16 protein-coding genes are annotated in these 21,580 nt (G+C 53.7%); 5 read left to right on the forward strand and 11 right to left on the reverse strand.

The annotated features are described in order from the left end of the window. Positions 1-111: 111 nt before the first annotated feature. The 8 genes from ACR0DL_RS11010 to ACR0DL_RS11045 form a co-directional block, all read right to left on the reverse strand. On the reverse strand, positions 112-1,044 hold the full coding sequence (locus ACR0DL_RS11010) for a sulfotransferase domain-containing protein (protein WP_170350105.1): 933 nt from the start codon (positions 1,042-1,044) through the stop codon (positions 112-114). Further along, positions 1,028-2,050, reverse strand: coding sequence for a glycosyltransferase family 2 protein (locus ACR0DL_RS11015; protein WP_480689122.1), 1,023 nt, complete (start codon positions 2,048-2,050; stop codon positions 1,028-1,030). The genes ACR0DL_RS11010 and ACR0DL_RS11015 overlap by 17 nt, the downstream gene beginning before the upstream one ends. After that, entirely contained in the window at positions 2,050-3,462 is a 1,413-nt protein-coding gene (locus ACR0DL_RS11020) for a hypothetical protein (protein ID WP_480647477.1), read from the reverse strand. Before ACR0DL_RS11020 ends, ACR0DL_RS11015 begins: the two co-directional genes overlap by 1 nt. A gap of 77 nt (positions 3,463-3,539) precedes the next feature. Further along, on the reverse strand, positions 3,540-4,544 hold the full coding sequence (locus ACR0DL_RS11025; RefSeq protein WP_437440774.1) for a UDP-glucuronic acid decarboxylase family protein: 1,005 nt from the start codon (positions 4,542-4,544) through the stop codon (positions 3,540-3,542). A gap of 409 nt (positions 4,545-4,953) precedes the next feature. Next, entirely contained in the window at positions 4,954-5,838 is an 885-nt protein-coding gene (locus ACR0DL_RS11030; RefSeq protein ID WP_480689124.1) for a glycosyltransferase family 2 protein, read from the reverse strand. Then, a complete protein-coding gene (locus ACR0DL_RS11035) occupies positions 5,819-6,643 on the reverse strand; it encodes a CpsD/CapB family tyrosine-protein kinase (protein WP_480689126.1) in 825 nt (274 codons plus the stop codon). The genes ACR0DL_RS11030 and ACR0DL_RS11035 overlap by 20 nt, the downstream gene beginning before the upstream one ends. Before the next feature lie 31 nt (positions 6,644-6,674). Then, complete coding sequence (locus ACR0DL_RS11040; RefSeq protein ID WP_480689128.1) at positions 6,675-8,087, reverse strand: GumC family protein; 1,413 nt, start codon at positions 8,085-8,087, stop codon at positions 6,675-6,677. 130 nt (positions 8,088-8,217) lie between these two features. Beyond that, positions 8,218-8,994 carry an ExeA family protein gene (locus ACR0DL_RS11045; protein WP_254438758.1) on the reverse strand — a complete coding sequence of 259 codons (777 nt, stop codon included), beginning with the start codon at positions 8,992-8,994 and terminating at the stop codon, positions 8,218-8,220. Between the two features lie 746 nt (positions 8,995-9,740). Here ACR0DL_RS11045 and ACR0DL_RS11050 point away from each other — a divergent pair. The 4 genes from ACR0DL_RS11050 to ACR0DL_RS11065 all read left to right on the forward strand — a co-directional run bounded on the left by ACR0DL_RS11050 (position 9,741) and on the right by ACR0DL_RS11065 (position 15,251). Beyond that, positions 9,741-10,424, forward strand: coding sequence for a sugar transferase (locus ACR0DL_RS11050; RefSeq protein ID WP_480689130.1), 684 nt, complete (start codon positions 9,741-9,743; stop codon positions 10,422-10,424). An 87-nt stretch (positions 10,425-10,511) separates the two neighbouring features. After that, a complete protein-coding gene (locus tag ACR0DL_RS11055; RefSeq protein ID WP_480689132.1) occupies positions 10,512-12,920 on the forward strand; it encodes a tetratricopeptide repeat protein in 2,409 nt (802 codons plus the stop codon). Between the two features lie 3 nt (positions 12,921-12,923). Continuing rightward, positions 12,924-13,649, forward strand: a complete 726-nt coding sequence (locus ACR0DL_RS11060) for a polysaccharide biosynthesis/export family protein (protein ID WP_170411922.1) — start codon at positions 12,924-12,926, stop codon at positions 13,647-13,649. Between the two features lie 12 nt (positions 13,650-13,661). After that, positions 13,662-15,251: a hypothetical protein gene (locus tag ACR0DL_RS11065; protein WP_480689134.1), complete on the forward strand. Its 1,590-nt coding sequence runs from the start codon at positions 13,662-13,664 to the stop codon at positions 15,249-15,251. 720 nt (positions 15,252-15,971) lie between these two features. On the opposite strand, the gene ACR0DL_RS11070 is transcribed toward ACR0DL_RS11065, so the two are convergent. The 3 genes from ACR0DL_RS11070 to ACR0DL_RS11080 form a co-directional block, all read right to left on the reverse strand. Further along, on the reverse strand, positions 15,972-17,024 hold the full coding sequence (locus ACR0DL_RS11070) for an acyltransferase family protein (protein ID WP_480689136.1): 1,053 nt from the start codon (positions 17,022-17,024) through the stop codon (positions 15,972-15,974). Between the two features lie 143 nt (positions 17,025-17,167). Continuing rightward, positions 17,168-18,424, reverse strand: coding sequence for a glycosyltransferase family 4 protein (locus tag ACR0DL_RS11075; protein WP_480689138.1), 1,257 nt, complete (start codon positions 18,422-18,424; stop codon positions 17,168-17,170). After that, positions 18,411-19,673, reverse strand: a complete 1,263-nt coding sequence (locus ACR0DL_RS11080) for a nucleotide sugar dehydrogenase (protein ID WP_480689140.1) — start codon at positions 19,671-19,673, stop codon at positions 18,411-18,413. Before ACR0DL_RS11080 ends, ACR0DL_RS11075 begins: the two co-directional genes overlap by 14 nt. A 356-nt stretch (positions 19,674-20,029) precedes the next feature. Between ACR0DL_RS11080 and ACR0DL_RS11085 the strand changes: the two genes are divergently transcribed. After that, entirely contained in the window at positions 20,030-21,574 is a 1,545-nt protein-coding gene (locus ACR0DL_RS11085) for an oligosaccharide flippase family protein (protein ID WP_480689142.1), read from the forward strand. The last annotated feature ends 6 nt before the right edge of the window (positions 21,575-21,580 follow it).

A 21,580-nucleotide genomic window follows, 5' to 3' on the forward strand; every position in this document is an offset into this window, starting at 1 on the left:
CATGCTGCTCAAAATCAAAGTATTGATGGTTGCACCTTGGCAGAAATGCAAAACGACAAGTACGGCATGCACATTCTGCTGGATTTGGGGGAATTGTTGCCAGAAGTGCGATCAGGCTCGCCAGGAGCTTAGATCGCGGTCCAACAGATGTTCCAAATCTTCGATTTCCGGCAGCAACCTTTCACGCAGGATCGCGCGTGCGCGGTCTGGCATTTCCACCTCGCGTTTGAGGTTGAATTGGGACAGGCGATCCCTGATTTTCCAGCGCAGTTCCTGTGACATGACACGGGCGATCATTCCGGTGATCGGGTTGGGTTTCATCAGGAAATCCTGAAACAGACGGCTGCGCGGCACGCCGCCGGCATTTACCCGCGATGACAGGTCAGATTGGAAGCTTGTATCGGCCCCGATGAATGCAGTGATGCTGTCGATGACGTCTTTCGGATCGTCCTGAAATTCTTCGTAGGTTCGGATCAGGAATTGGCTGCGGTCGAAAAGCTTGAAATAGCGCGATAATTGCTGTGCATAGAGCGGAAAGCGCGAATACCCAAACAGGGGTTGCCAACCTGCGGCAAGCCGTTCGTTTTCGGCGTCCAATGCAGCGGAAAAATCCTCGAGCGGTTCGATCCGTTGCTTTACCGCATAAAGGTAATGGGACAAGGCCTGATCTATTGGATTTCGCAGAATAACCACCATACGCACCCGGGGAATACGGCGATGAATGCGTTCAGGCGCCTTGGGTGCATAAAGATATAGCGGGGATGCTTCTCCGCAGACCGCCTCCACTGGCGCATCGGAAAACAGGGCATGATAGTCGGCGATCTGCGTGACCGAGTTGTTGACATAGTCCGCGCCCGGCCCAGAGAAATTCAAGGCTTCGCCCTCGAAAGCAAAGAAATTGGGCTCTTTGGCGGACGGCATGAAGATACTCGGGTTTTGCCGCAGATGGCTGTACAGCGCCGTTGTACCGGCCCGCGCGGCGCCAAGGATTAGGAAATCCGGCATCCGTGCCGCAGGGCCCGAAATTTCAGTTTCGGGTGACATGGAGTTTCTGCTTTTGCCCCAGAACGTGATACTCGAACAGGCACCAGACATAGATCGTGGCCGAATAGACGTAGTAGACTTGGTGATACAGCAGGCATTTAAAGGCAAACCACGCCCCACCATGCCCGGCCATCGTGCGCACCAAATCGAAATTTGCAACCAAAGCCGCCACTAGTAAAAGCAAAGGCAGGGGCCAAGTGCCCGGCCAGACGGGCAGGGCCAGAACCGACAGCAGCAGCAAACCCGCAGTCGCGGCTCGGGCCCGTTCGGCCATCGAGGTGTTCAGATCGTCTGTCAGCCCTTCCCGCGAGATCATCAGCCGGGCCCAGGGCAGGGCGCGGCAATAGATGTCCGTGCTGAGGCTGTTGCGCATGGTCCAGACCTTCAAATGCTTGCCCTGCAATTGCGGCTCAACAAGAATACGGTATCCGGCATTGGCAATCCGATACCCCAGCTCGATATCTTCAATCGAGGGGACTTCATAGGTTTTTACGTCGAACCCGCCGACCTCAAGGAAGACATCACGCCGGATGGCACCGCATCCAGCCCAGAAGGTCCGGGCCTCGCGTCGCGCGCGCTGATGGTGGTAGCGGTGCAATAGGTTTTTATAGCGCGAGAACCAGGACTGCCCGTCCGGCGCATCGTCATACGAGCCGAAGACAGCCGCGACATTGTCCTCGGACATGGCGCGGCGGATATGTTCCGGTCCGTCAGGCCAGGCGATGACGTCGGAATCGACGAACCATAGTATATCGCCCGTGGCGTGCTGCGCGGCTAGGTTGCGTGCCGCGCCCGGCCCACCATTGACCGGCGTTGTCAGGACCGTCGCGCCCATCTCGTGTGCAAGCGCGGCCGTTCCGTCTGGGGACTGGTCATCCACAACCAGAACCTGCTGCACCTGTCCGACATTCAGCAATTCAATCAGCGGGGTCAGAACGCGGGGCAACATATGCTCGGCATTGTAGGCGGGCATAACGACACTAATGGACAATGAATGATCCGACATCACAAATCCCTTTTGGTGGCGGCGCGCAGGGCAGGGGGCCACCTTATGATAAGAAGAAAGGCTGCAGTGAACGGAAGCAACCACATCACGCGAGCGCCATATCGGTCCGCTGGCTGTGACACCCCACCACAAACCAGCGCATTGACCGCAATTCCTATCAGGATGAATAGGGCAAATAGCTTGATATCGCGCGGCACGCTGCGCGGGGTCAGCAAAAAGACCACGATAACAGCAAACGAAACGGCATAGATAAAGCCGTGCAGCGCATTAACCGGCGTAAGCCAACCGCGATCCTTGGACAGCAGGCCGCCTTGAATCAGATGCAGTTGAGAGTCGTCTAACCGTGCAAGATGGCGAGCGTTGTCAAGCGCCTGCTCTGTCGGGATTGTCATCCAAACGCTGTCACGCAAAATTTGGCGATAACCATTCTTGGCCAGGGCCCAAGATGTGGCAATGGGACGGGAAAGAAACACAGCCTTGGCGAAGTCACGCTGGGAACGTGCAACCTTCTTCTGGTCTTCTGCTGACATAAGCCGGAATGATCCAAGCTTGGGCGAGCGCTCGAAAATGATATGCGACACAGTCAACCGATAGGGATCATCAGACCATGAAAGGGCCTCGTGCAGGGCGCATGTCGGTATGTTTGTGTCGGGGCAGGCGTCGTTCAGGTAGTCCATGCCCGGCCCATCTACAATCAGCCGCGCGGTGATGTGGGGTGTATAGACGACTTCTTTGTTTGTTTTGGTTTCCACCGCGATCTGAAAGGCTTTGCGCTCGGCCACTGCAATCGCAAGCACGATCACAAGCAATATCACTGCCCGCCATCGCCCCCGTGCTTTCATGAATAGGGCGGCCAGGATCACAAAAGGCACCATAAGCCCAGCGATTGCCAGATGTGACGGGTGTGAAATGACGGAAAACACAGCCAGACCTGACATCACAAAAAGTTCCCAGCCTCGCATTGTGCGACCGACCGCCGTCAGCGCAGCGATTACGATCAGCAAAACCGGCGCAAATATGTCCGGCATCATATAGGCGATGTAAAACGGCAATGAGGAAAGAGCCGCAACCAGAAGCGGCACTGTGGTCAGCAAAGATGTGCTGCGGGCCTCTTCCAGAGTGCGGTTTGTCGTCCGTGCCAGAAGCCAAACAACCAGAAATATGCCAGCCATATGAAAGATTGGAACGGCAATAAGGGCGCCCGCGCGAAAAAAGAGGGCCATGACAATGCCATAGATCAGTGACCGGGATCCGGTTGCGGTATTGTCCTGATCCGCAGCGCTACTTCCACCTGCGCTGCCGCTCTCGCTTATTGTTGGCAGCAAACTGTTCAGCGCCACGTTGCCCTGTCGAATATAACTGCCGGTGTCGAAGTAGTAGAGAGGCCCGCCATTTATCAAAAGCACGGACAAACAGGCAAGCACCGCCGCGGCAAGCAGCAGAAATCCTCCAATTCGCCAAGATGGCCTATCAGAGGAAACCGATACGTTCATATCCGTTCTACAGCGCTCTCCGCCGCCACAGCTATGCGCCGGAAATAGGCGATTGTTGCTTCCAGCCCTTCTTCCAGCGGTACGTGAGGTGACCACCCCAGCTGTTCCTGGGCTCGCGTGATATCCGGCTGGCGTTGGATTGGGTCGTCTGGCGGCAACGGGCGCTGCACCAGCTCAGAGTTCGAGCCGGTCTGGCGGATCACTGACTCGGCCAGCTCACGAATGCTCAATTCCACCGGATTGCCCAGGTTAATCGGCCCGGTCACATCATCAGAGGATTCCATCAGCTTAATCAGCCCGTCAATCAGATCGGATACATAGCAGAAGGACCGGGTCTGACTGCCGTCACCGTAAATGGTGATAGGCTCTCCGTTCAGGGCTTGCATGATAAAATTGGATACGACACGCCCATCATCGGGATGCATGTTCGGCCCGTAGGTGTTGAAGATCCGCGCCACTTTGATCGGCAGGTTGTGCTGGCGGTAATAGTCAAAGAACAACGTCTCGGCACAGCGTTTGCCCTCATCATAACATGAACGCGGTCCGATCGGATTGACGTGGCCGACGTAATCCTCGGTTTGCGGGTGAATTTGCGGATCGCCGTAAATCTCGGACGTCGAAGCCTGCAGAATTCGAGCACCGACCCGCTTGGCCAGTCCCAGCATATTGATCGCACCATGCACAGCCGTCTTGGTCGTCTGGACCGGATCGTGCTGGTAATGGAACGGAGAGGCCGGGCAGGCCAGATTGTAAATCTCATCCACTTCAACATACAGCGGAAAGGTCACGTCATGGCGCATGACCTCGAAGCGGGGGTTTTGTAGCAGGTGGTGCAGGTTTCCGCGCCGACCCGTGAAAAAATTGTCGACACACAAAACCTCGTGCCCTTGTTTCAGCAGGGCCTCGCACAGGTGCGAGCCGAGAAAGCCTGCGCCACCCGTAACCAGAATCCGCTTGGCGGTTAGATGCATGTCGTTGGGATCAAAATCAGACGCGTTCATCAGCGCTCTCTGCAGTTATAATCCGACCGGTATTGCTTCGCGTCGGTTTTCTAAAACGATCAGGCACTACAAACGAATAAAACAAATAATTCGGCTGCAAATTTGAGCGCCTGCACTCAGTATGTACATCGCGGTTGAGGCTACACGAAATTTAGAGGGGGACGAAGGATAAATATGCGCGCTCTGCGGTTTTTGTGGTTTCCGGTTGTATGAGCCATGTTTCAGAACCAGTTACCAAAGCTGGGCTAAACAATTGTGCGCTCAGACCGAGACTGTTCCGAGTACGTCAAAAAAATAACGTTAAGCCTTTTGGAGCCAAGCGGGGACCAAATGCGGGTGTAACGCATGTTTCAAGACGTGGAATCAATGTTATGGTAAATTTAAGCCGTGCTTACTTACCGGACCTCGTTCAGATGGAGCCACCCGCGGCCTGGCGCAGCATCCAGACCATTCGTGTACACCTGAGCCGGATAAGAGTGGCAATAGCTCGCAAGGTTTCACCGGTTGAATTCAGTCTGCTGCTGGCCAGAACCTTTGGCGTATGCACCATCGCACTGGCAGGCATTGCCAATCCCCGGATTGCCCATCTCAGGCGTGCTTTGCCTCCGGTTCCGTTCAACTGATACGCTTCCTGTGTCATGCGTCGCCATTTCGTTCTGAGAGCGGGCCAATCTTGCCGCGACGGATGTTTGACACGAAACCGATCCTCGTACACCAGACTATAACCTCGCGCGACAGCGCGCATGGTCCATTCCTGATCTTCCGAAATACCGTGTATAAACCCGCCGATCGCGTCGAACACGTCGCGGCGCGTCAGCAGATTGCCTGCGCCGGAAAACCCCTGAACCTCGATATATCTGCGGAAATTGAATGCAAAAACGGCCTCGAACGCCTCGGCCCCGCTGCGCGGTGGTGGAGTCTCGTCAAAGACGTCAACCCTGCCTCCGACAAGGTCAGCCCGGTCGGCGATTGCGCGACCGACCGTCAGCCAGTCAGGCGCTGGTACGCAATCGGCATCAATAAAAAACAACCGTGGCGCTGTGGTTTCGGCAATACCCTTGTTACGGGCATGCGCCGCGCCCTTCTGGGTTTCAGTGATGAACCGCACATCAGGAAAGGCCTGCTTCACCTCGTCCAACGAGACCGGAGACGCGTTGTCTACAACCACGATTTCTGTATCGGTGGTGTCGTTCTCCATCAACGCCCGCAGGCATCGATCCAGTCTATCAGGGTCGTTGTAATGGGGAATAATGACCGCATCCGCCGGAGCCGGATCAGTACGAGCCGTACTCATAGCCGAAAGCCTCGCTGATATAGCGACATTTGTTCAGCACGATGCCCATGACCTTTGTCAGCTCTGCCAGTTGCTGTTCGGCCACATCGATATGGTCCACGCTGGTTTCCTCTGCGGCCCCCAATAGCAGGGCACAGTCAACGTTCTTAAGGAACCCATGGCTGTCGTCACTGGCCATCAACGGCGGAGTATCGAACAGCATGATGTCTGGCTGGTACTCTGCTTCGATTTGTTCCAGTGTTTCGATCATGGCCCGGCTTTGCAGAATCTCGGCTGGATTGCGTGTTGACGAATAGTTCAATCCAAAGATTACATTTTCACCATGGCGCAGCGCATGCTGTTCAAACGAAATGTTTCCGTTAATGACATCGGACATGCTGTGATTGCCGGTCTGCCGCAAGATTTCGGCCAACCCCATACGCCGCATATCAAAATCAATGACGATTGTACGCAGGTCTTTCTGACGGCTCAGACTAAAGGCAAGATTAGCGGCCGCCGTGCTTTTACCACATCCGCTGTACGGGGATGTCAGGGCGATGCGCCGCCAACCGTTGGACTGAAGTTGCTGAATCATCTTTGTCCGCAACATATCGTAAGGGGCGGCTTCAGGCCCGCCGTGATAGGCAATCAGACGATTACGAGCGATCAAGTTCTGATCAATCTGCAACTCGGGCAGAGAACTCCAGGCATCTTGACTGTCATCAGCTGGAACAGGCTGCGGAGCCTCGGGTTGCAGAATAGGTTCTGCTTGGCGACTTTCGCGTTCATTGCGAGCTTTGCGAATTGCCTCTTGAAGACGATCCATCACACCCCGTCCAATCTTGTAGATACAAAAGTCACCAATAGACCTCCAACTTTTCGATCACTTGTTCTGCAATCAAATCCAGCGGCAAATAATACGTATGAAAAGCCCAAACTGCTGCGGGCACACCAATCAGAATAGCCAGGACAACCATGCTCCAGCCAATCCGGCGCCTGATCATCTCTCCACGTGAGGGCAAATAGGGAATGGTTGCGATCGGCCACACTTCGAGCTTGTTGATCAGATCCTCTGGACGACGCACGGTTCGGTTCAGGAGTTCCAGCAGAATAACCAAAGCCAAGCCCAGCGAAATGCCAAAGGCAGTTCCCCCAGCGGCAACCATCATGCGGTCGGGTTTTGTTGGCCTAGCTGGTGCGACGGGATATTCGATCACAGAAATGCGTTGACCCTGTGCTGTTACTTCAATCCGTTCACCGGTCGATGCCGCGGCCAATCGATCGACCACACTATTATATTGGGCCTGGATGTGGTCATGATCCCGCTGCAGCTCTGCAAGGGCAATAGCGTTGGCTGGGGTTTGGTCGATCGTCAGCGTCAGCTTGGCCAAGCGATCCACAATTGAGATCCTCTGATCCTCAAGGGCCGAAATCTGAGAATCAAACTGAGCCAGTTGCAGGTCCAGCGTCGAGTTGCCCGTCTGAGGGTTGGTCGCCGCAGTATTGGCTGCCTGTTCGGCAACGACAGTTTCTTCCAGCTTGGCAATTCTGGCGCGCAGAAGCCTTATCTGCGGATTGGCTTCCGAATAGATCGCCAGCTTTGTGTCCAGTTCATTTCGCAACTGATCCAGCTGTGCCTGCGCAGGCGTTCTGTTTTGCGGCGTCACGCCAACAATCTGGCCGGTCGAACCATAAATCTCCAAAAGTTTCTCGCGTTGGCTTTTAAGCGAGAAAATTTGCTGATCCGTTTGTTCCAAATTGGTCTGCAATGCCGCTTGCTGCGCGGTCCGGAATTGCAGGTTACTTGGCAAGGCCTCGGAATTTTCTCTCTCGAATTCCAGTATCCGAGAACTGCGTATGTCTAATTCCTTTCCCAGACGCTCGACTTCTAATTCAAAAAAGCTAAGCGTATCAGACGCGCGGTCCTTGCGATAGGACACGTCAAGTTTCTGAATCTCGGTCAGATATTCATTCAATACCCCGGCAGCGATCTGACCCGACCGCGCATTGAAGAAAATTGTCATAAGGCTAGCTTGGCCCTGACCAGCATTAATTGAAATTGTCGTGTTGTTGCGCATGATGCCAACAATCTGGTCGGGACTTGCATTGTCTATGTTTTCCAGAACCAATTGCTTTCGCGCGATGTCCAAAAGTACCGGCCGCGTGAGCAGGCGCTGCTCAACGATCTGCAACTGTTCGAAGGCAGTGGTATTGACTGTACTGGATGCCATGTGCGACGGAATCTGAGGAGATTCAACGATCAGCCGCATTTGGGCCTCGTATGACGGTGGCAAGGTTATGGCTATGATGACAGAAGCCACCGAAACAACCAAAGATACAGCAAGGAAATACGGCAGCCGTCTCAGAAAAATGGAAGAATAGTAACGAACCGGGCCCATTTCAGACTATTGCCTCCTTTTCTAGTGAATTCCCCCCGAAGAATACACCATCTTCGACCACTTGATTGACAACATCTTCATCAACTTTGTCAGCTTCGTTGGTCCAAGCGTACATCAGAGCGAAATCGCAAAACTGATTCACCAGGCGCGGAACGCCGCGGGTCTGCTGAAAAATCAGTGCGCAGGCGTCATCCGTGAACTCTTCGCCTGAGCCACCCGCCGTCTTCATCCGGTGCCGGATGTAGGCTTCGACCGAAGCTTCATCCATCCGCTCCAGATGGAAACTTGCAGCCACCCTTTGCGTCAACTGGCGCATTTTCGGGTCCAGAACCAAATCACGTAGTTCGGGCTGTCCGACCAAAACAAGCTGGATCAACTCATCCGTGTTGGCATTGATGTTGGTCAGCATGCGGATTTCTTCAAGCCCTTCGACTGTCAGGTTCTGCGCTTCATCGAAAATCAGAGCCACCCGCCGCCCAGCGGCATATTCCGAGACCAGAAAATCCTGCAGCGCCCGGAACAGCTGCACGTAGGTGGCGTCTTTATTTATCGGCAAACCCAGCGCATGCAGCACCCATTGCAGCAGCTCTCCTCGCCCGCCCTGTGCGTTGGAGATCAGCCCGACGGTGATTTGCTGTTCCATTTCGCTCAGGAGTTGCTGAACCAGGGTCGTTTTGCCGGCCCCGATCTCACCAGTCAGTAGCGTAATCGGTGCGCAGCTCATGATCCCAAATTGCAGCACCGAATAACCGCGTTTGTGCAGCGGTGACCAATACATGAACCCAGGGTCCGGAAGCAGCGTAAAGGGGCGCCGGTCCAGCCCGAAGAATTCTAAATAAAACCCGTCACTGGACGCCATTGCACCACGGTTGCCTTCCGCCTTGTCAAACCTCGTACTGGCCCCCCGGAGATTACCCACACTCATACCCTGAACCACCAGAAACCTCTTACACGATACACATATTACATAAATCAAATGCAGCTGGGGACTACTCTGCCACAAAACCACACTAGCAATCAGCACTAAATTTCACACTTGGTGATTTGGCGCTCGCCCACCTCAATCCCTGGTGGTATCCGTCGTAATGCCCATCAAACACTTGAGAAGACTGTGCAGAAAAGCGGCAAAGAGACCAAAGACTAGCCTCACAAAGAAAATTCCCGCCCCGCCGCACAATGCAGTATTAAGCACCAAAAACTAAGTTTTATGCAAATTGTTGCAGTATTGGATACAGAACCTCACAAGACCCTCAATCAGGTCTGGCGCATCCCAGCTCCAAACAACCCTGAAATACCCACTCTTTTCAGGTTCTGCGCACAAAGCTGTCATGATTAATGTTTTGCAAGATGACCAGAATTTGTTAATCTTTGCGAGTGGAGCAGGCTGGTATCGTGTGTGTAAACGGCAATGCTCTGAAATATAATAAAACAATATTTCTTAAATATGTGACGAGGTTGAGCGTAGTCAGTTTCTGAGTTGGGTAAGTGGTTCTTGGTTTTTTGTTTGTGCTGGGGGTTTAAATAGTGACAAGTCATTCGAAGGACGTAGCCGATACTGGCTACTCTAATATTTCTGTTGCACCTGCCCTGGCGACCTACCCAGGGATTTACAGAAGTGTAGGAAAACGCATCTTTGATATCGTCTTTGTGCTGCTTGCAGCGCCGTTTGTTGTGCCCATGGTTTTATTCTTGGCCGTATTTCTGGCCTGCCAGGGTGTGACGCCTTTTTATCGGCAGGAACGGGTCGGCAAAGACGGCAAGATTTTCAAAATGCTCAAGCTGCGCACCATGGTGCATGACGCCGAGACAGTTCTCAAAAAGCATCTGGCAAACAACCCGGGCGCACGGAAAGAGTGGGATCGCAATCAAAAGCTCCTCAATGATCCGCGCATCATCAAGTTCGGGTCGTTTCTGCGCAAATCCTCGATGGATGAGCTACCGCAGTTCTGGAACGTTTTCACAGGCGAGATGTCCATGGTCGGCCCCCGCCCTATGATGGTGAACCAGCAAAAAATGTATCCTGGCGATTTCTACAATTCCATGCGGCCGGGCATCTCTGGGCCGTGGCAGGTTTCCAAACGCAACCAGTCTACTTTTGCCGAGCGTGCATTTCATGATACTGAGTATTGGAAGAGTATGTCGTTCGGCACTGATCTTTCCATCCTGATCAGGACGGTTTCCGTTGTTTTGCGCGGCACCGGCTGCTGAGGCAGGGCATGCCACAAGGTGGGTACCTTTCGTAGATTCTGCGGGAGTACAGCGTTGCGTGTAACCTTTTTATCCTTTGGCAACAGATTGGCGGCTGTATTTTTGGCGGCAGTTCTGGTGCTGAGCGCATGTGACACAGCCGAAGAACGGGCCGAGGCACATTTTCAGGCTGGTCTAGCCCTCCTTGAAAAGGATGATGTCGAGAGCGCGCTGAACGAATTCAAAAACGTCTTCAAACTGAATAGCAAACACAAAGAAGCTCGCCTGATCTATGCCCGGCTGGAACGTGAACGCGGCAATACCTCGATCGCTTACAGCCAGTTTCTGTTACTGGTCGAGCAATACCCAGACAACCTCGAGGGACATCGCGCGTTGGCAGAGATGGCTTTGGAAACCGAGAACTGGGAAGATCTGCGCCGCTATGCCGGTGTTGCAAACGAACTTGCCCCCGATGACATCGAGATCAAATCCCTCAACAACTCGCTGACCTATACCGAGGCCGTCAAAACCAAGAAAACAGCCGAGGCAGAACTCACCGTCGCCATCGCCCATGACATCCTAAAGGACCGCCCCGACCTGTTGTCCGCACGACAGATCGTCATCGACGATCTGGTCCGCTCTCAGGATTGGGAAACTGTGTTAAGCGAAACCGATATTGCCCTGAGCTTTGCGCCACAGCAGGCCAAGTTGCATGCCATACGGCTCGGCGCGTTGCAGGAACTGCAAAAGCCCGAAGAAATCGAAAAACAGCTGATGCAGATGCAGCAGGTCTTCCCCGAGGACACAAGCATTCAGCAAAGTCTTTTTGAACATTATATCAGCCATAAGAAACTGGATGCGGCCGAAGGCCTTCTGCGGGAACAAACAGAGCAGGAGGCGCAGGACCCCCTTTCGACGCAAAAACTCATCGCGTTTCTGGCAGAGTACCGTGGCCCTGACCTGGCAATTGCCGAGCTGGATCAGATCATTGCTTTGGACGCAATCGATACGCCGCGATTCAAAACCATGCGGGCAGTGCTGAAATTCCAGATCGGGGACACGCAAACCGCACTTGGCGAGATGCGGGAGTTGCTTGCGAACGCAAAGCGGACCACGCAAACCCGCGACAGCGAAGTGGAATTCGCCCGGATGCTATTGGATGTCGGCGAGACCAAGGAAGGCCGAGCTTTGATTGAGCGCGTCCTTGTCGAAGACCCAACACACACTGAAGCTGTAAAATTGAAGGCAGCGTGGTTGATAGAAGAAAATAAAATCAACGACACAATCGTGCTGTTGCGCAAAACGCTGGATGTCACGCCTCGGGATTCGCAACTTATGACCTTGATGGCCCGCGCGCATGAGCGCAACGATGATCGGGGACTGATGGGTAAAATGCTGGCACTTGCGACGGAAGTGTCCCGGAACGCACCGGAAGAAACGCTGAACTATGCATGGCACTTGATTGAGGAGGAAAACCTAAAAGTTGCCGAACGCGTATTGATCGACGCTCTTTACCATACCCCCGAGAACTCAGAATTATTGCTGGCTCTGGGCAGTGTGTATTTAAAACTTCAAAACTGGGAACGGCTCGAAGTAGTGGTGAACACACTTCGCAATCTGGACGACCCCGCCGTACGTCAACAGTTAGACGACCTCAGAGCGCAAATGCTGTCGACTCAGCATCGCATGGATGAGCTGGCGGCTTTTCTAAACGAATTGGCAAATGATCCTGAATTTGGCTTTTCAGCCGACATTGCACTCATTCGCACGATGTTAATACAGGGCGACGTGATCGGCGCCACCAACCGCCTTGATGAATTGCTGGCAGAAGACCCCGGATCGCTGTACCTGCGCTTTATGAAAGCTCGCGTTCTGGCCGGAGAAGGTAAGCTGGACGAAGCCCGGCAACTCCACCGCGCGATTCTCAAAGATCACCCGGATGCAGCCAGTGTCTGGGTTAGCCTGATTTCACTGCAAACTCAGCCTGAACAGGCCCAAGCCATATTGAATGAAGCGTTGGCAACTGTGCCACAGAACCCGGATCTGTTGCTGCTGCGGGCGAAAGAACATGAACGGGCTGGGGAACTAGACCTGGCGATTGCGGTCTACGAAAAGCTGTACCCTCTCAGCAACCAGTCTCAGATCGTGGCCAACAAATTGGCAAGCCTTCTGACGAGTCACCGCAACGACGACGAAAGCCTGCAACAAGCAGCGCATCTAGCGCGACGGTTGCGTGGGACAAGAATACCTGAATTTCAGGATACCTATGGCTGGGTTGCCTATCAACTGGGCCGCTATCAAGAGGCGCTCATTTACCTTGAACCAGCAGCCAGAGCTTTGCCGGACCAGCCCTTGGTGCTTTACCATCTGGGCAAAGCCTATGCTGCAATCGACCGGCCACAAGAGGCGTTGCTCGCCTTTAGAGCGGCCCAAGAAACCGGGGTTCCATTAGATATATTTCCAACGTTAGAGGATGTAATAATGCAATTAAACGCAGCAAATATCGCGGGGCAATAACGCATGGACGGAAGCGCTGCATTTCTGCCGCACCATGCCTCTGTCAAATTCCCGACAGATTGTTTTGCAAATAACATAAAGGTAAAAAGGGAGGGAAAAGTGAAAGATTTATATATGCGTACAGTTATAAGAGCATTGATTACTCTTGTCTTCGCCATGGTCGCGGCATCAGGATCGTGGGCGCAAGGCTCGTATCAAATCCAACCGGGTGATGCGCTTCAGGTTGAAGTTCTGGAAGATCCCACGTTGAACCGAACCATTTTGGTTCTGCCAGACGGCTCCATTAACTTCCCGCTTGTTGGCTCACTTCGCGCAGCCGGGCAATCCACCAATGGGCTAAGCTCGTCTCTCTCGTCGGCGCTGTCTTCCAACTTTAATGCACCCCCGACTGTATTTATCTCGGTGGCATCGCTGGCACCGCCCCCATTGCAGGGCGCGCTGGCCCCAACCGGCCCGACGATCGAGGTTTTCATAATGGGTGAGGTCAACGCACCCGGAAAACATATAGCGACAGAGGGCACAACCATTCTTCAGATTTTGGCTCAGGCCGGTGGCTTGACCAATTTCGCGGCCAGAAAACGCATCGAATTGCGGCGGCCCGACACTAAAACAGGCGTGATGAACAGGTATACATACAACTACAAAGGCTCGGGCGGTGGCATCCAGGGGAATACATTGCTCAAACCCGGAGACGTTGTTGTTGTTCCAGCACGCCGCTTGTTCGAATAGGGGCTGATACAGGTGGGAAAATTTAGGAACAGGCTGACCGCTACGCTGGGGTGCGGGGTAGCTTTTGCTGCATCATTGACGCCAGCGGTTGGTCAACAAAACCCACTTCCACAACCGCCGATACAACAAACGACGGTACAGACAACTGCTGCAGCGCAGACAGCGCCGCAGCAGACGACCATCCAATCAACAGTTGTTCAACAAACGCCCAGCCAACAGCTGATTACACAGCAGGCCCTGCAGAACCCAGCCCGACAGGTAGGTACACCTACGATTACCCAAACGGGCGCTACTGGGACCGACTTGAGTATTACGTTGGATTATCTTTCATCGCTGCGGCATGATAACAATCTACGTCTTACGGACCCGTCGCTTGGTTCAACGACCTGGTGGGAAAACACACTTGCCCTGAACATCCTTAAGCAGGCAAACGACTCCACTTTGGCTATCGATTTGTCGGGTCTATACCGGATTGCCAACGAACCGATCATTGGGACTGAATCGTCGTTTTCCGATCCAACCGCAAGGTTGGTGTATGACCGCAGTCGCTTGAACAGCAACCTTAACGTGCTTCTAGACTATGCCGAACGGGATTTGGCCTTTAACCGGTCTCTGACAGACACCAACTTGGACGGTATCATCGATTCTGCCGACGTGATCGGCACCGCCGGAGATCAGATCAGCACCCGTGCGAATCTGAACTGGGCTGTGGGTTTGAACGCCCCTGTGGGATTCCAGTTCGACTACAGCCACCGAGAACGCCGTTATAAGGATACGTTCGACCCTGGCCTGATCGAGAACAGCTCAGATATTTTCGGTGCAGCCCTGCTGTTCAGGATTTCTCCGGTTTTAGATGGAAATCTGAGCGTCAACTACGAAGATTTTAAGGCGGAAGACAACGCGCGAACAGAAACGCAGACCACGACCGTTTCAGCGGGTGGAGCATATACTCTCTCTTCCACCACATCCGTATCGTTAGATGTTGGTTACAGTCAGGTCGACGATACGCAACGCGCGACAAATACGAACAACGTCACCGAAGACTTCGTCTGGAATTTTACTTGGAACAAAGCTCTGTCAGACGGAAACGCCGATGTACGGATCAATCAAATATTCGGAGTAAACGGTTCCAGGCTAAACGCAACTGCCGGACGCTTCTTCCAGCGGACCAACGGGACACTGAGTGTAGATGTCGGTTTTACCCGGGGCCCATTTGACGAGATAACTCCGATCGGTCAGATCAACTATTCGTACCGGTTGCCCAGTTCACGGATCGGAGCGACAATTCAACGCCGTGTTGGCACCAGTACCGACAGCCAGGAAACACGCCAGACATTGGCCTTTCTGACTTATGACTATTTCATCAATCCTATCTCGGCACTGTCGTTCAGCGTTGACGTCGTTGATCAGGAAACAGAAGGCTCAACCTCCTCGAATCCACGTACCCGGGGGACGTTTAGCGCCTCTTATAGCCGTGCAATCACAAGGGATTGGGCGATGAACATTGGGTATCAATACGAACGGGATGAGCGGAGCGGCTTCACCGGAAGTTCAAGCTCGGCCTTTTTGACCCTTGGGCGGCGCTTTACCCTTAAACCTTGATCCGCATTCAACTCGAACGCTTCTTACATAGTCGGATCACAGCGCAAGACCGACCGGCCCGTCAGCTGTTGGTTACCTCTGTTCAGGGTCTTTTACTATTCTATTTATTCACTGGTTAACGTTTGTGCTTTGGAGCCTAGTCCTGAGTATGGTCGCGTTGCCACTTGCGCTTCGGGCCGATTTTCCGGGGCTTCCCGTCCTTGCAAAAAAGTTGCAAGGTTGACTTCCATGGCCCTCGTCCCAGCTTTGCTCTTTGTGCATACAGAAACCGCAGGTGGCGGCGCTGTTTCACCGATCCCCAAAATTTTGGCGCACGCGGAAAGGGCACCTTGTGGGCCCGGCTAAATACCGAAGTCAACCTGCGCGATGACGGCTTTCTGCGAGTGGCGAATTCTACCTGGCGCTCGTTTGACTAGGAATTTGGCATTGCCCTGTGGGAAGTGTTGACAGGCGGCCTTCTGATCGGGGGTCGGCGCATCGACCAACGCATGAAGCTTGCGGTTTCACTCAGTGTCGTGTTGGTTCCGATCACACAGTGGCTTCAGCTTTGGCTGTTTTATCTCAAACAAAAGCGGAAACCGTCGTAATCTGTGCGATGGATTCATTTCAGCAACAGGCCGATGGATTCGGGATACTGGCCGCTGCTGAGCCATGGACGCTATATCAACGCACACCAGCCCAAAAGATCTTCTGACGCGGAAATAGTACCCATCTATTTTGCTATTGAGACCTGCGCCTTGCTCTCGTTTTTTCGGCGAGCAGCTGATTAGACATCCGCACCAGTCGTCGCTCTACATAAAGAAAATAAAGATGTGAAATTAATATATTAATCAAAAATATCACAAACGAGAGTGTAAGAAATGCGAAGAGTCCCAAGTGATCCAGTTGCGGGATAAACGCAAGAAGCAGCGGGATGAGAATCGCGTGTATGAGGTACAGCGCGTAAGAGGAATCCCCAAGCGGGCTGAGCCATTGAAAAAATCGCTGACCAACGCCACGCGCCTCCAACGAAACGCATCCAATGACCAGCAAAATACTGGGGATACCCCACAAAATTACCGACGGAAATTGTTTGTAACCCAGCCAAAGGCTTAAGCCGAACCCAGCCACCGCTATCAGGATCATGGCACTGGCTCCGCCGGTGGTCACCTTGAACCCTCGCGTTGCCATCCACCCGATCCAGGCCCCGGCCGCGAATTCAAGAAGCAGAACACTGGTGGCCAATTTGGGAAGTCCCATGAAACCCAGGCTGGGAGGGAGCAAGAAAACGCCCACAAAGATGCTGGCTACAAAAAACACGGTCAGCCACAGAACCCGGTAAAACGCGGGCAGACCCAGTGCCAGTGCCAAGGCAAACAGCAGGTAAAAGTAAACCTCATATGCCAGTGTCCAACCCACAAAGATCAATGAGCTCGCACCTTCTGGCAGCAGGAAAAAGGCGCCAAACCATTTTTCTGCAGTATCAGGCAGTTGCGCGCCAAGGTAGAGGGCTGCTGGAATACTCAGCGCCGCAATTAACCAGTATGATGGGTAGATGCGCGAAAAGCGTTTTCTTAGAAATGACCGCCAATTGCTACTGCCGTCTTGATTGGTCCACATCATGATGAAGCCACTGACGACAAAAAAGATATGAACACCGGCAGAGCCCAAGCCTGAAATGTAGTTGCTTACCGGAAAAGCGGCAGTACTTGAAGCATCAACAAAATACATACTGTGACGCAATGCAACGGCAGACGCAGCAATCGCCCTGAGCGCTTGAATAGAATATAGCAATACAACATTCCATTTGCCGAAAAGGGAGAAAAACTATGACATGAATTGGTAATACGTCAAGCAAAGTGCCTGGATTCACTTGATTGCATGCCTTCTCATGCGAGAACTGTTTCCTGAAAATCGTTAAATAGCCAGGGCGGCCCCTACCCTTTCCAAATACGCTGATACGCCGCGATCAGAGCGGGTATCTGATGGGGCCAGGCCATTTCCGCCTCAACCCGCGCACGGCCATACCGGCCCATGGTGGCGCGACGTTCGTCATCCGCCAGCAATTCAGTGATCTTGTCCGCCATATCCACTGGATCGTTGGCTTTTGCATAAAGCGATGCCTCCTGCGCGGAAAAGCGGCCTTCGGTCACATCGAACTGAACGATGGGCTTCTTGAACGCCATGTATTCCAGAATCTTGTTCATGGTGGATTGGTCGTTCATCTCGTTCACCCGGTCCGGGTTCACGCAGACATCCGCGGTCGATAGCACCTCGAACAGGTCATGATCCGGCGCGCGGCCGGTGAAGGTGACATAATCCGACAACCCCATATCAGCGCATTGCTGTTGCAGCTTATCCAGGCTGGGGCCACCGCCCACAAGGCAGAACTGGGTATCGTCGCGCCCGTGGACCTGCACCAGATGCGCCACCGACTGCAGCAGCAGGTCGATCCCCTCCTGATCACCCATGACGCCAACATAGCCCACCATGTACTTCCGCCCGTTGCGCCAGTCAGGGTTCGGCGGCAGGTGCTGGAGGCGGCTGAGGTCCGGGCCCGAGCGGACCACAAAGACATCCTCAGGCGCCATGCCGCCACGTTCGACGGCGATCTTGCGATAGCTTTCGTTGGTGGCAATCGACACCCGCGCCGAGGCAAATGTCAGCCTCTCGAATTTCTTCATCAGTTTCCAGAAGAAACCCCGCTTGTTGAATTTGGCCTCGTACAGCTCGGGGTTGATGTCGTGGTGGTCAAACAGATAGCGCACCCCGAACAGTTTGAACGGCAGCGCCACCAGAAAGATCAGATCGGGCGGGTTGCAGCCATGTATGACATGGAAACCGCGCGTCAGCTTGATCCGCAACGCCAGCCAGCTTTCCCAGAACAGCGCCGCGCCGTATTCCAGCAGGTAGCCCAGTGCCCCACTGGCATCCAAAGGCAGGGGATGGCGATAGACTTTGATCCCTTCGTCTTCCCACACACGTTCCTCATGGCCCTTACCGGTAGGACAGATGACCGAGACCAACGCGCCTGCGGCGGCCAACGTACGGGCCTCCATCCAGACGCGGCGGTCGAAAGGCACGGGCAGGTTCTCGACCACGATCAGAACCTTCAACCCTTTAAGGGGCGAGTTCTTCCGCAATTCTTCAAATGAGATCGGCTGAACCGCAGGCGGCGGGCTAGTCATATTCATAGGTCCGCACCACCTGCGTATCACCGAGGCTCAGATCGTTGATAATCCGGTTGGAACCGATCACCAGATCCCAGGGGCCGGCCTCGGCCGTGGCCCGGCTCACCAGCAGGCTGCCTACATTGGGCAAATGGGTAAAGGCATAGCCCAGGTTCTGGCCTCGCAAATCAGCGGGTTCGATGCCAGGATCATAGACCGACAGTTGATAGCCTGCGTCCAGCAATCGCCGCGCGATATCGACATTCGGGCTTTCGCGCAGATCATCGGTTCCGGCCTTAAAGGCCAGACCTGCCATCAGCACCCTGCCCCCTTCGGGCAACCGGCCCATGATGTCCTGCGCCTGATAGGTCTTGTGCGCCTGATTGGTCTGCAACAGGCTGTCGATCAGATGTGTATGCGCGCCCACCTCACCCGCGATGTGTTGCAACGCGCGGACATCCTTGGGCAGGCAGGACCCCCCGAACGCACCCCCGGGACGGGTGTAATAGGGCGAGATGTTGAGCTTGGTGTCCGAGACGAAAATCTCGTGCATGGTTTTCGCCGACACGCCCATCCGGTGACAGATGCGGCCGATCTCATTGGCGAACGCCACCTTGGTCGCGTGCCATGTGTTGTCGACAAACTTGGTGATCTCGGCCTCTTCAAAGGCGGTATAGAACACAGGGGCGTCCAGATTTTCGTGCAGGGCGTCCATCACGTCAGAGCGATTTCCATCCGCTGTGCCAACGACGATCTTGGGCGGGTTGAAGTAATCGTCCACCGCCGACACTTCGCGCAGGAATTCCGGGTTGTAGATGATTTCAACGGCCTGTCCCGTCTGCTCCCCCAAAGCGTTCCGAAAGATCGGCTCGATCAATTGGCGCACCGTGCCGGGCCGGAAGGTAGAGCGATACGCCACCGTCAGTGGCCGCGCCCGATCGGGCAACACGGTCTCGGCAATCTGGCGCGTCACCTGAGCCACAAAATCCATGTTATGGGACCCGTCAGTCGCGCTGGGTGTGCCGACACAGACAATGGCCAAATTTACATCAGAAAGATCCGGTGTTTCCACCACCGCATGTATCAGGTTCTTGCTAAGCGCTTCGGTCAGCAGTTCAGCCACTTTGGGTTCTTTAATCGGGGGCTGACCAGCATTTATTTCAGCAACCTTATCGGCGTTCACGTCGATGCCGATTACCGCGTGCCCTTCGCGGGTCAAACAGCACGCCGCCGTGAAGCCCACATAACCCAGCCCGAAAATTGCAATTTTCATACCGCAATACCGCTCTAAAACTCAGCACCCAATTATCTATCCTGCCGTGACAAAAGACATGTAAACCGTCGTGCTTGGCTTCTTTCTGCATTTGGTGTCCAATTCATGACACCAATTGAGAATGTACTTTGAAACAGAATTCAACGTACGAGTACGAGATACGAGTATCATTTGACAAATAAGACAAAACCGTTGCGAGGCACATACAAAATAGCACTATGCTGACACTTATCAGTCGTCTGGTCAGAACACCAGAATCGCGATCTCACACGTCTAAGGACCTCACAATGGATCGCGAATATGGAAACATTAATGCAGATATGCGTCGTTTGTTATGAGTTTGGGAAGTTAACAGTTTGAAGCAGCCGTCCGATCCTGTTGTGGATAAAAGCACGTCTGCCCGCACGTCCGCTCTTGCGGTGGGGGCAACCACATTGCTTGCCTCCAGCCTGTTTCGGCAAGCGCTTGGATTGATCACACTGATCGTAACCGCCCGGCTGCTTGCACCAAAAGATTTCGGTATCGCCGCCTATTTCCTGGTCGCCACGGCCTTTTTGGAAATGATGCAGCGGCAGATCGCAACAGTTCTGATCCGACTGGACGATGTCACTCTTGAGCATCTCAAAACCGTTTTCACCTTTCAGGTAATCCTTGGCGTCGTCGCTGCGCTGTTTTTCTACGTTACCCAGCCATTGCTTGCCCTGCTCGAAATACCCGAGCTGATCCAACTGGCACCCATTCTTTGTGCCCTTTCACTGATTATAGCTCTGAAAAGCCCCCGCTTCGTCCTTTTTGAACGCAAACTACGGTTCAGTTTCGCCGCCGCCGAAGAAACGATAAGCCGGATCGTGTATTCGATCATTGCAATCAGTCTGGCGTGGCTTTGGGGTGATTTCTGGTCAATTATCGTCGCCAGTGTCTGTGCGCTGATAACGCGCAGTATCTGGACCTACAGCATGGCCCCCATGACCATACGATTGTCATTGGCACGCTGGCGCGATTGTTTGTCCTTTTCGGTCTGGACCACGGGCGCCCAAGTCTCATTGTTTTTCTCGAACAACATGCCGCAACTTATCATCGGTGCCACCCTGGGGCTGGCCGATGCGGGTGTATTCCGGCTTGGGAACAGGTTGAGTACACTTGTCACAACACAGCTGTTCGCCCCGTTGCAACGTGTGCTTTATCCCGGGCTTGCAGATATATCGCGCAACACCGACCGCCAAGATGAGGCGTTTAATCGGCTGAACGAATTGCTTCTTGCGATCGTGTTACCGGTTTCCCTTGGGATGGCATTAGTGGCCAATCATATCGTCGTGGTCGTGATCGGCTGGCAGTGGTTGGGCATCGTACAGGTCATATGGATTCTGGCCCCGCTCAAGGCGCTTGAAACGCTGCACGAAAACGTGCGGTCCGCCGCCTATATTGAAGGCTCTACCAGGATACTGTTTATCCGGAACACGTTCCTTTTGGTGTTCGTCTGCCTGCTGATGCGCGAAGGGGTGGAATTCGGTTTCTTAGGCGCGCTGATCGCAGCAGGCATCGCCAGCTTGGTCACAATCTTTACAACTCTGATGATTGCGAAACGTTATGGAACCCGCACGTTTTTTGGGCCAATAACTGTTGCCTGGCGGTCATTTGTGTCCACTCTGGCGATGGTTTCTGTTGTTCTGTTCGTCAGCAGCGCCTTTGGCAGCGGCGACGCGGTGGGTTGGGCCTATGAAACAGAGGAAGACCTGCCATTGCTGCGCTTTCGATTTGCGATCAAGGTTCTGGTCGGGATCTTGACCTACATCGGTACGCATTTCCTGCTTTGGAAGCTAAGCGGTAAACCCAAAGGCGTCGAAAGCATGACATTGGAGTTGGTGGCCAAAATAAGATCCAGACTCGTCACAGCGCATTAAGGTTCT

The organism is Ruegeria sp. BB5, assembly GCF_056539405.1.

Coding starts and splice junctions, on each gene's coding strand:
- ACR0DL_RS11010 (WP_170350105.1), bottom strand. CDS start 1,044: ATGTCACCCGAAACTGAAATTTCGGGCCCTGCGGCACGGATGCCGGAT.
- ACR0DL_RS11035 (WP_480689126.1), bottom strand. CDS start 6,643: ATGGATCGTCTTCAAGAGGCAATTCGCAAAGCTCGCAATGAACGCGAA.
- ACR0DL_RS11045 (WP_254438758.1), bottom strand. CDS start 8,994: ATGTATTGGTCACCGCTGCACAAACGCGGTTATTCGGTGCTGCAATTT.
- ACR0DL_RS11025 (WP_437440774.1), bottom strand. CDS start 4,544: ATGAACGCGTCTGATTTTGATCCCAACGACATGCATCTAACCGCCAAG.
- ACR0DL_RS11080 (WP_480689140.1), bottom strand. CDS start 19,673: ATGAAAATTGCAATTTTCGGGCTGGGTTATGTGGGCTTCACGGCGGCG.
- ACR0DL_RS11075 (WP_480689138.1), bottom strand. CDS start 18,424: ATGAATATGACTAGCCCGCCGCCTGCGGTTCAGCCGATCTCATTTGAA.
- ACR0DL_RS11030 (WP_480689124.1), bottom strand. CDS start 5,838: ATGAGTACGGCTCGTACTGATCCGGCTCCGGCGGATGCGGTCATTATT.
- ACR0DL_RS11015 (WP_480689122.1), bottom strand. CDS start 2,050: ATGTCGGATCATTCATTGTCCATTAGTGTCGTTATGCCCGCCTACAAT.
- ACR0DL_RS11040 (WP_480689128.1), bottom strand. CDS start 8,087: ATGCGGCTGATCGTTGAATCTCCTCAGATTCCGTCGCACATGGCATCC.
- ACR0DL_RS11060 (WP_170411922.1), top strand. CDS start 12,924: ATGGACGGAAGCGCTGCATTTCTGCCGCACCATGCCTCTGTCAAATTC.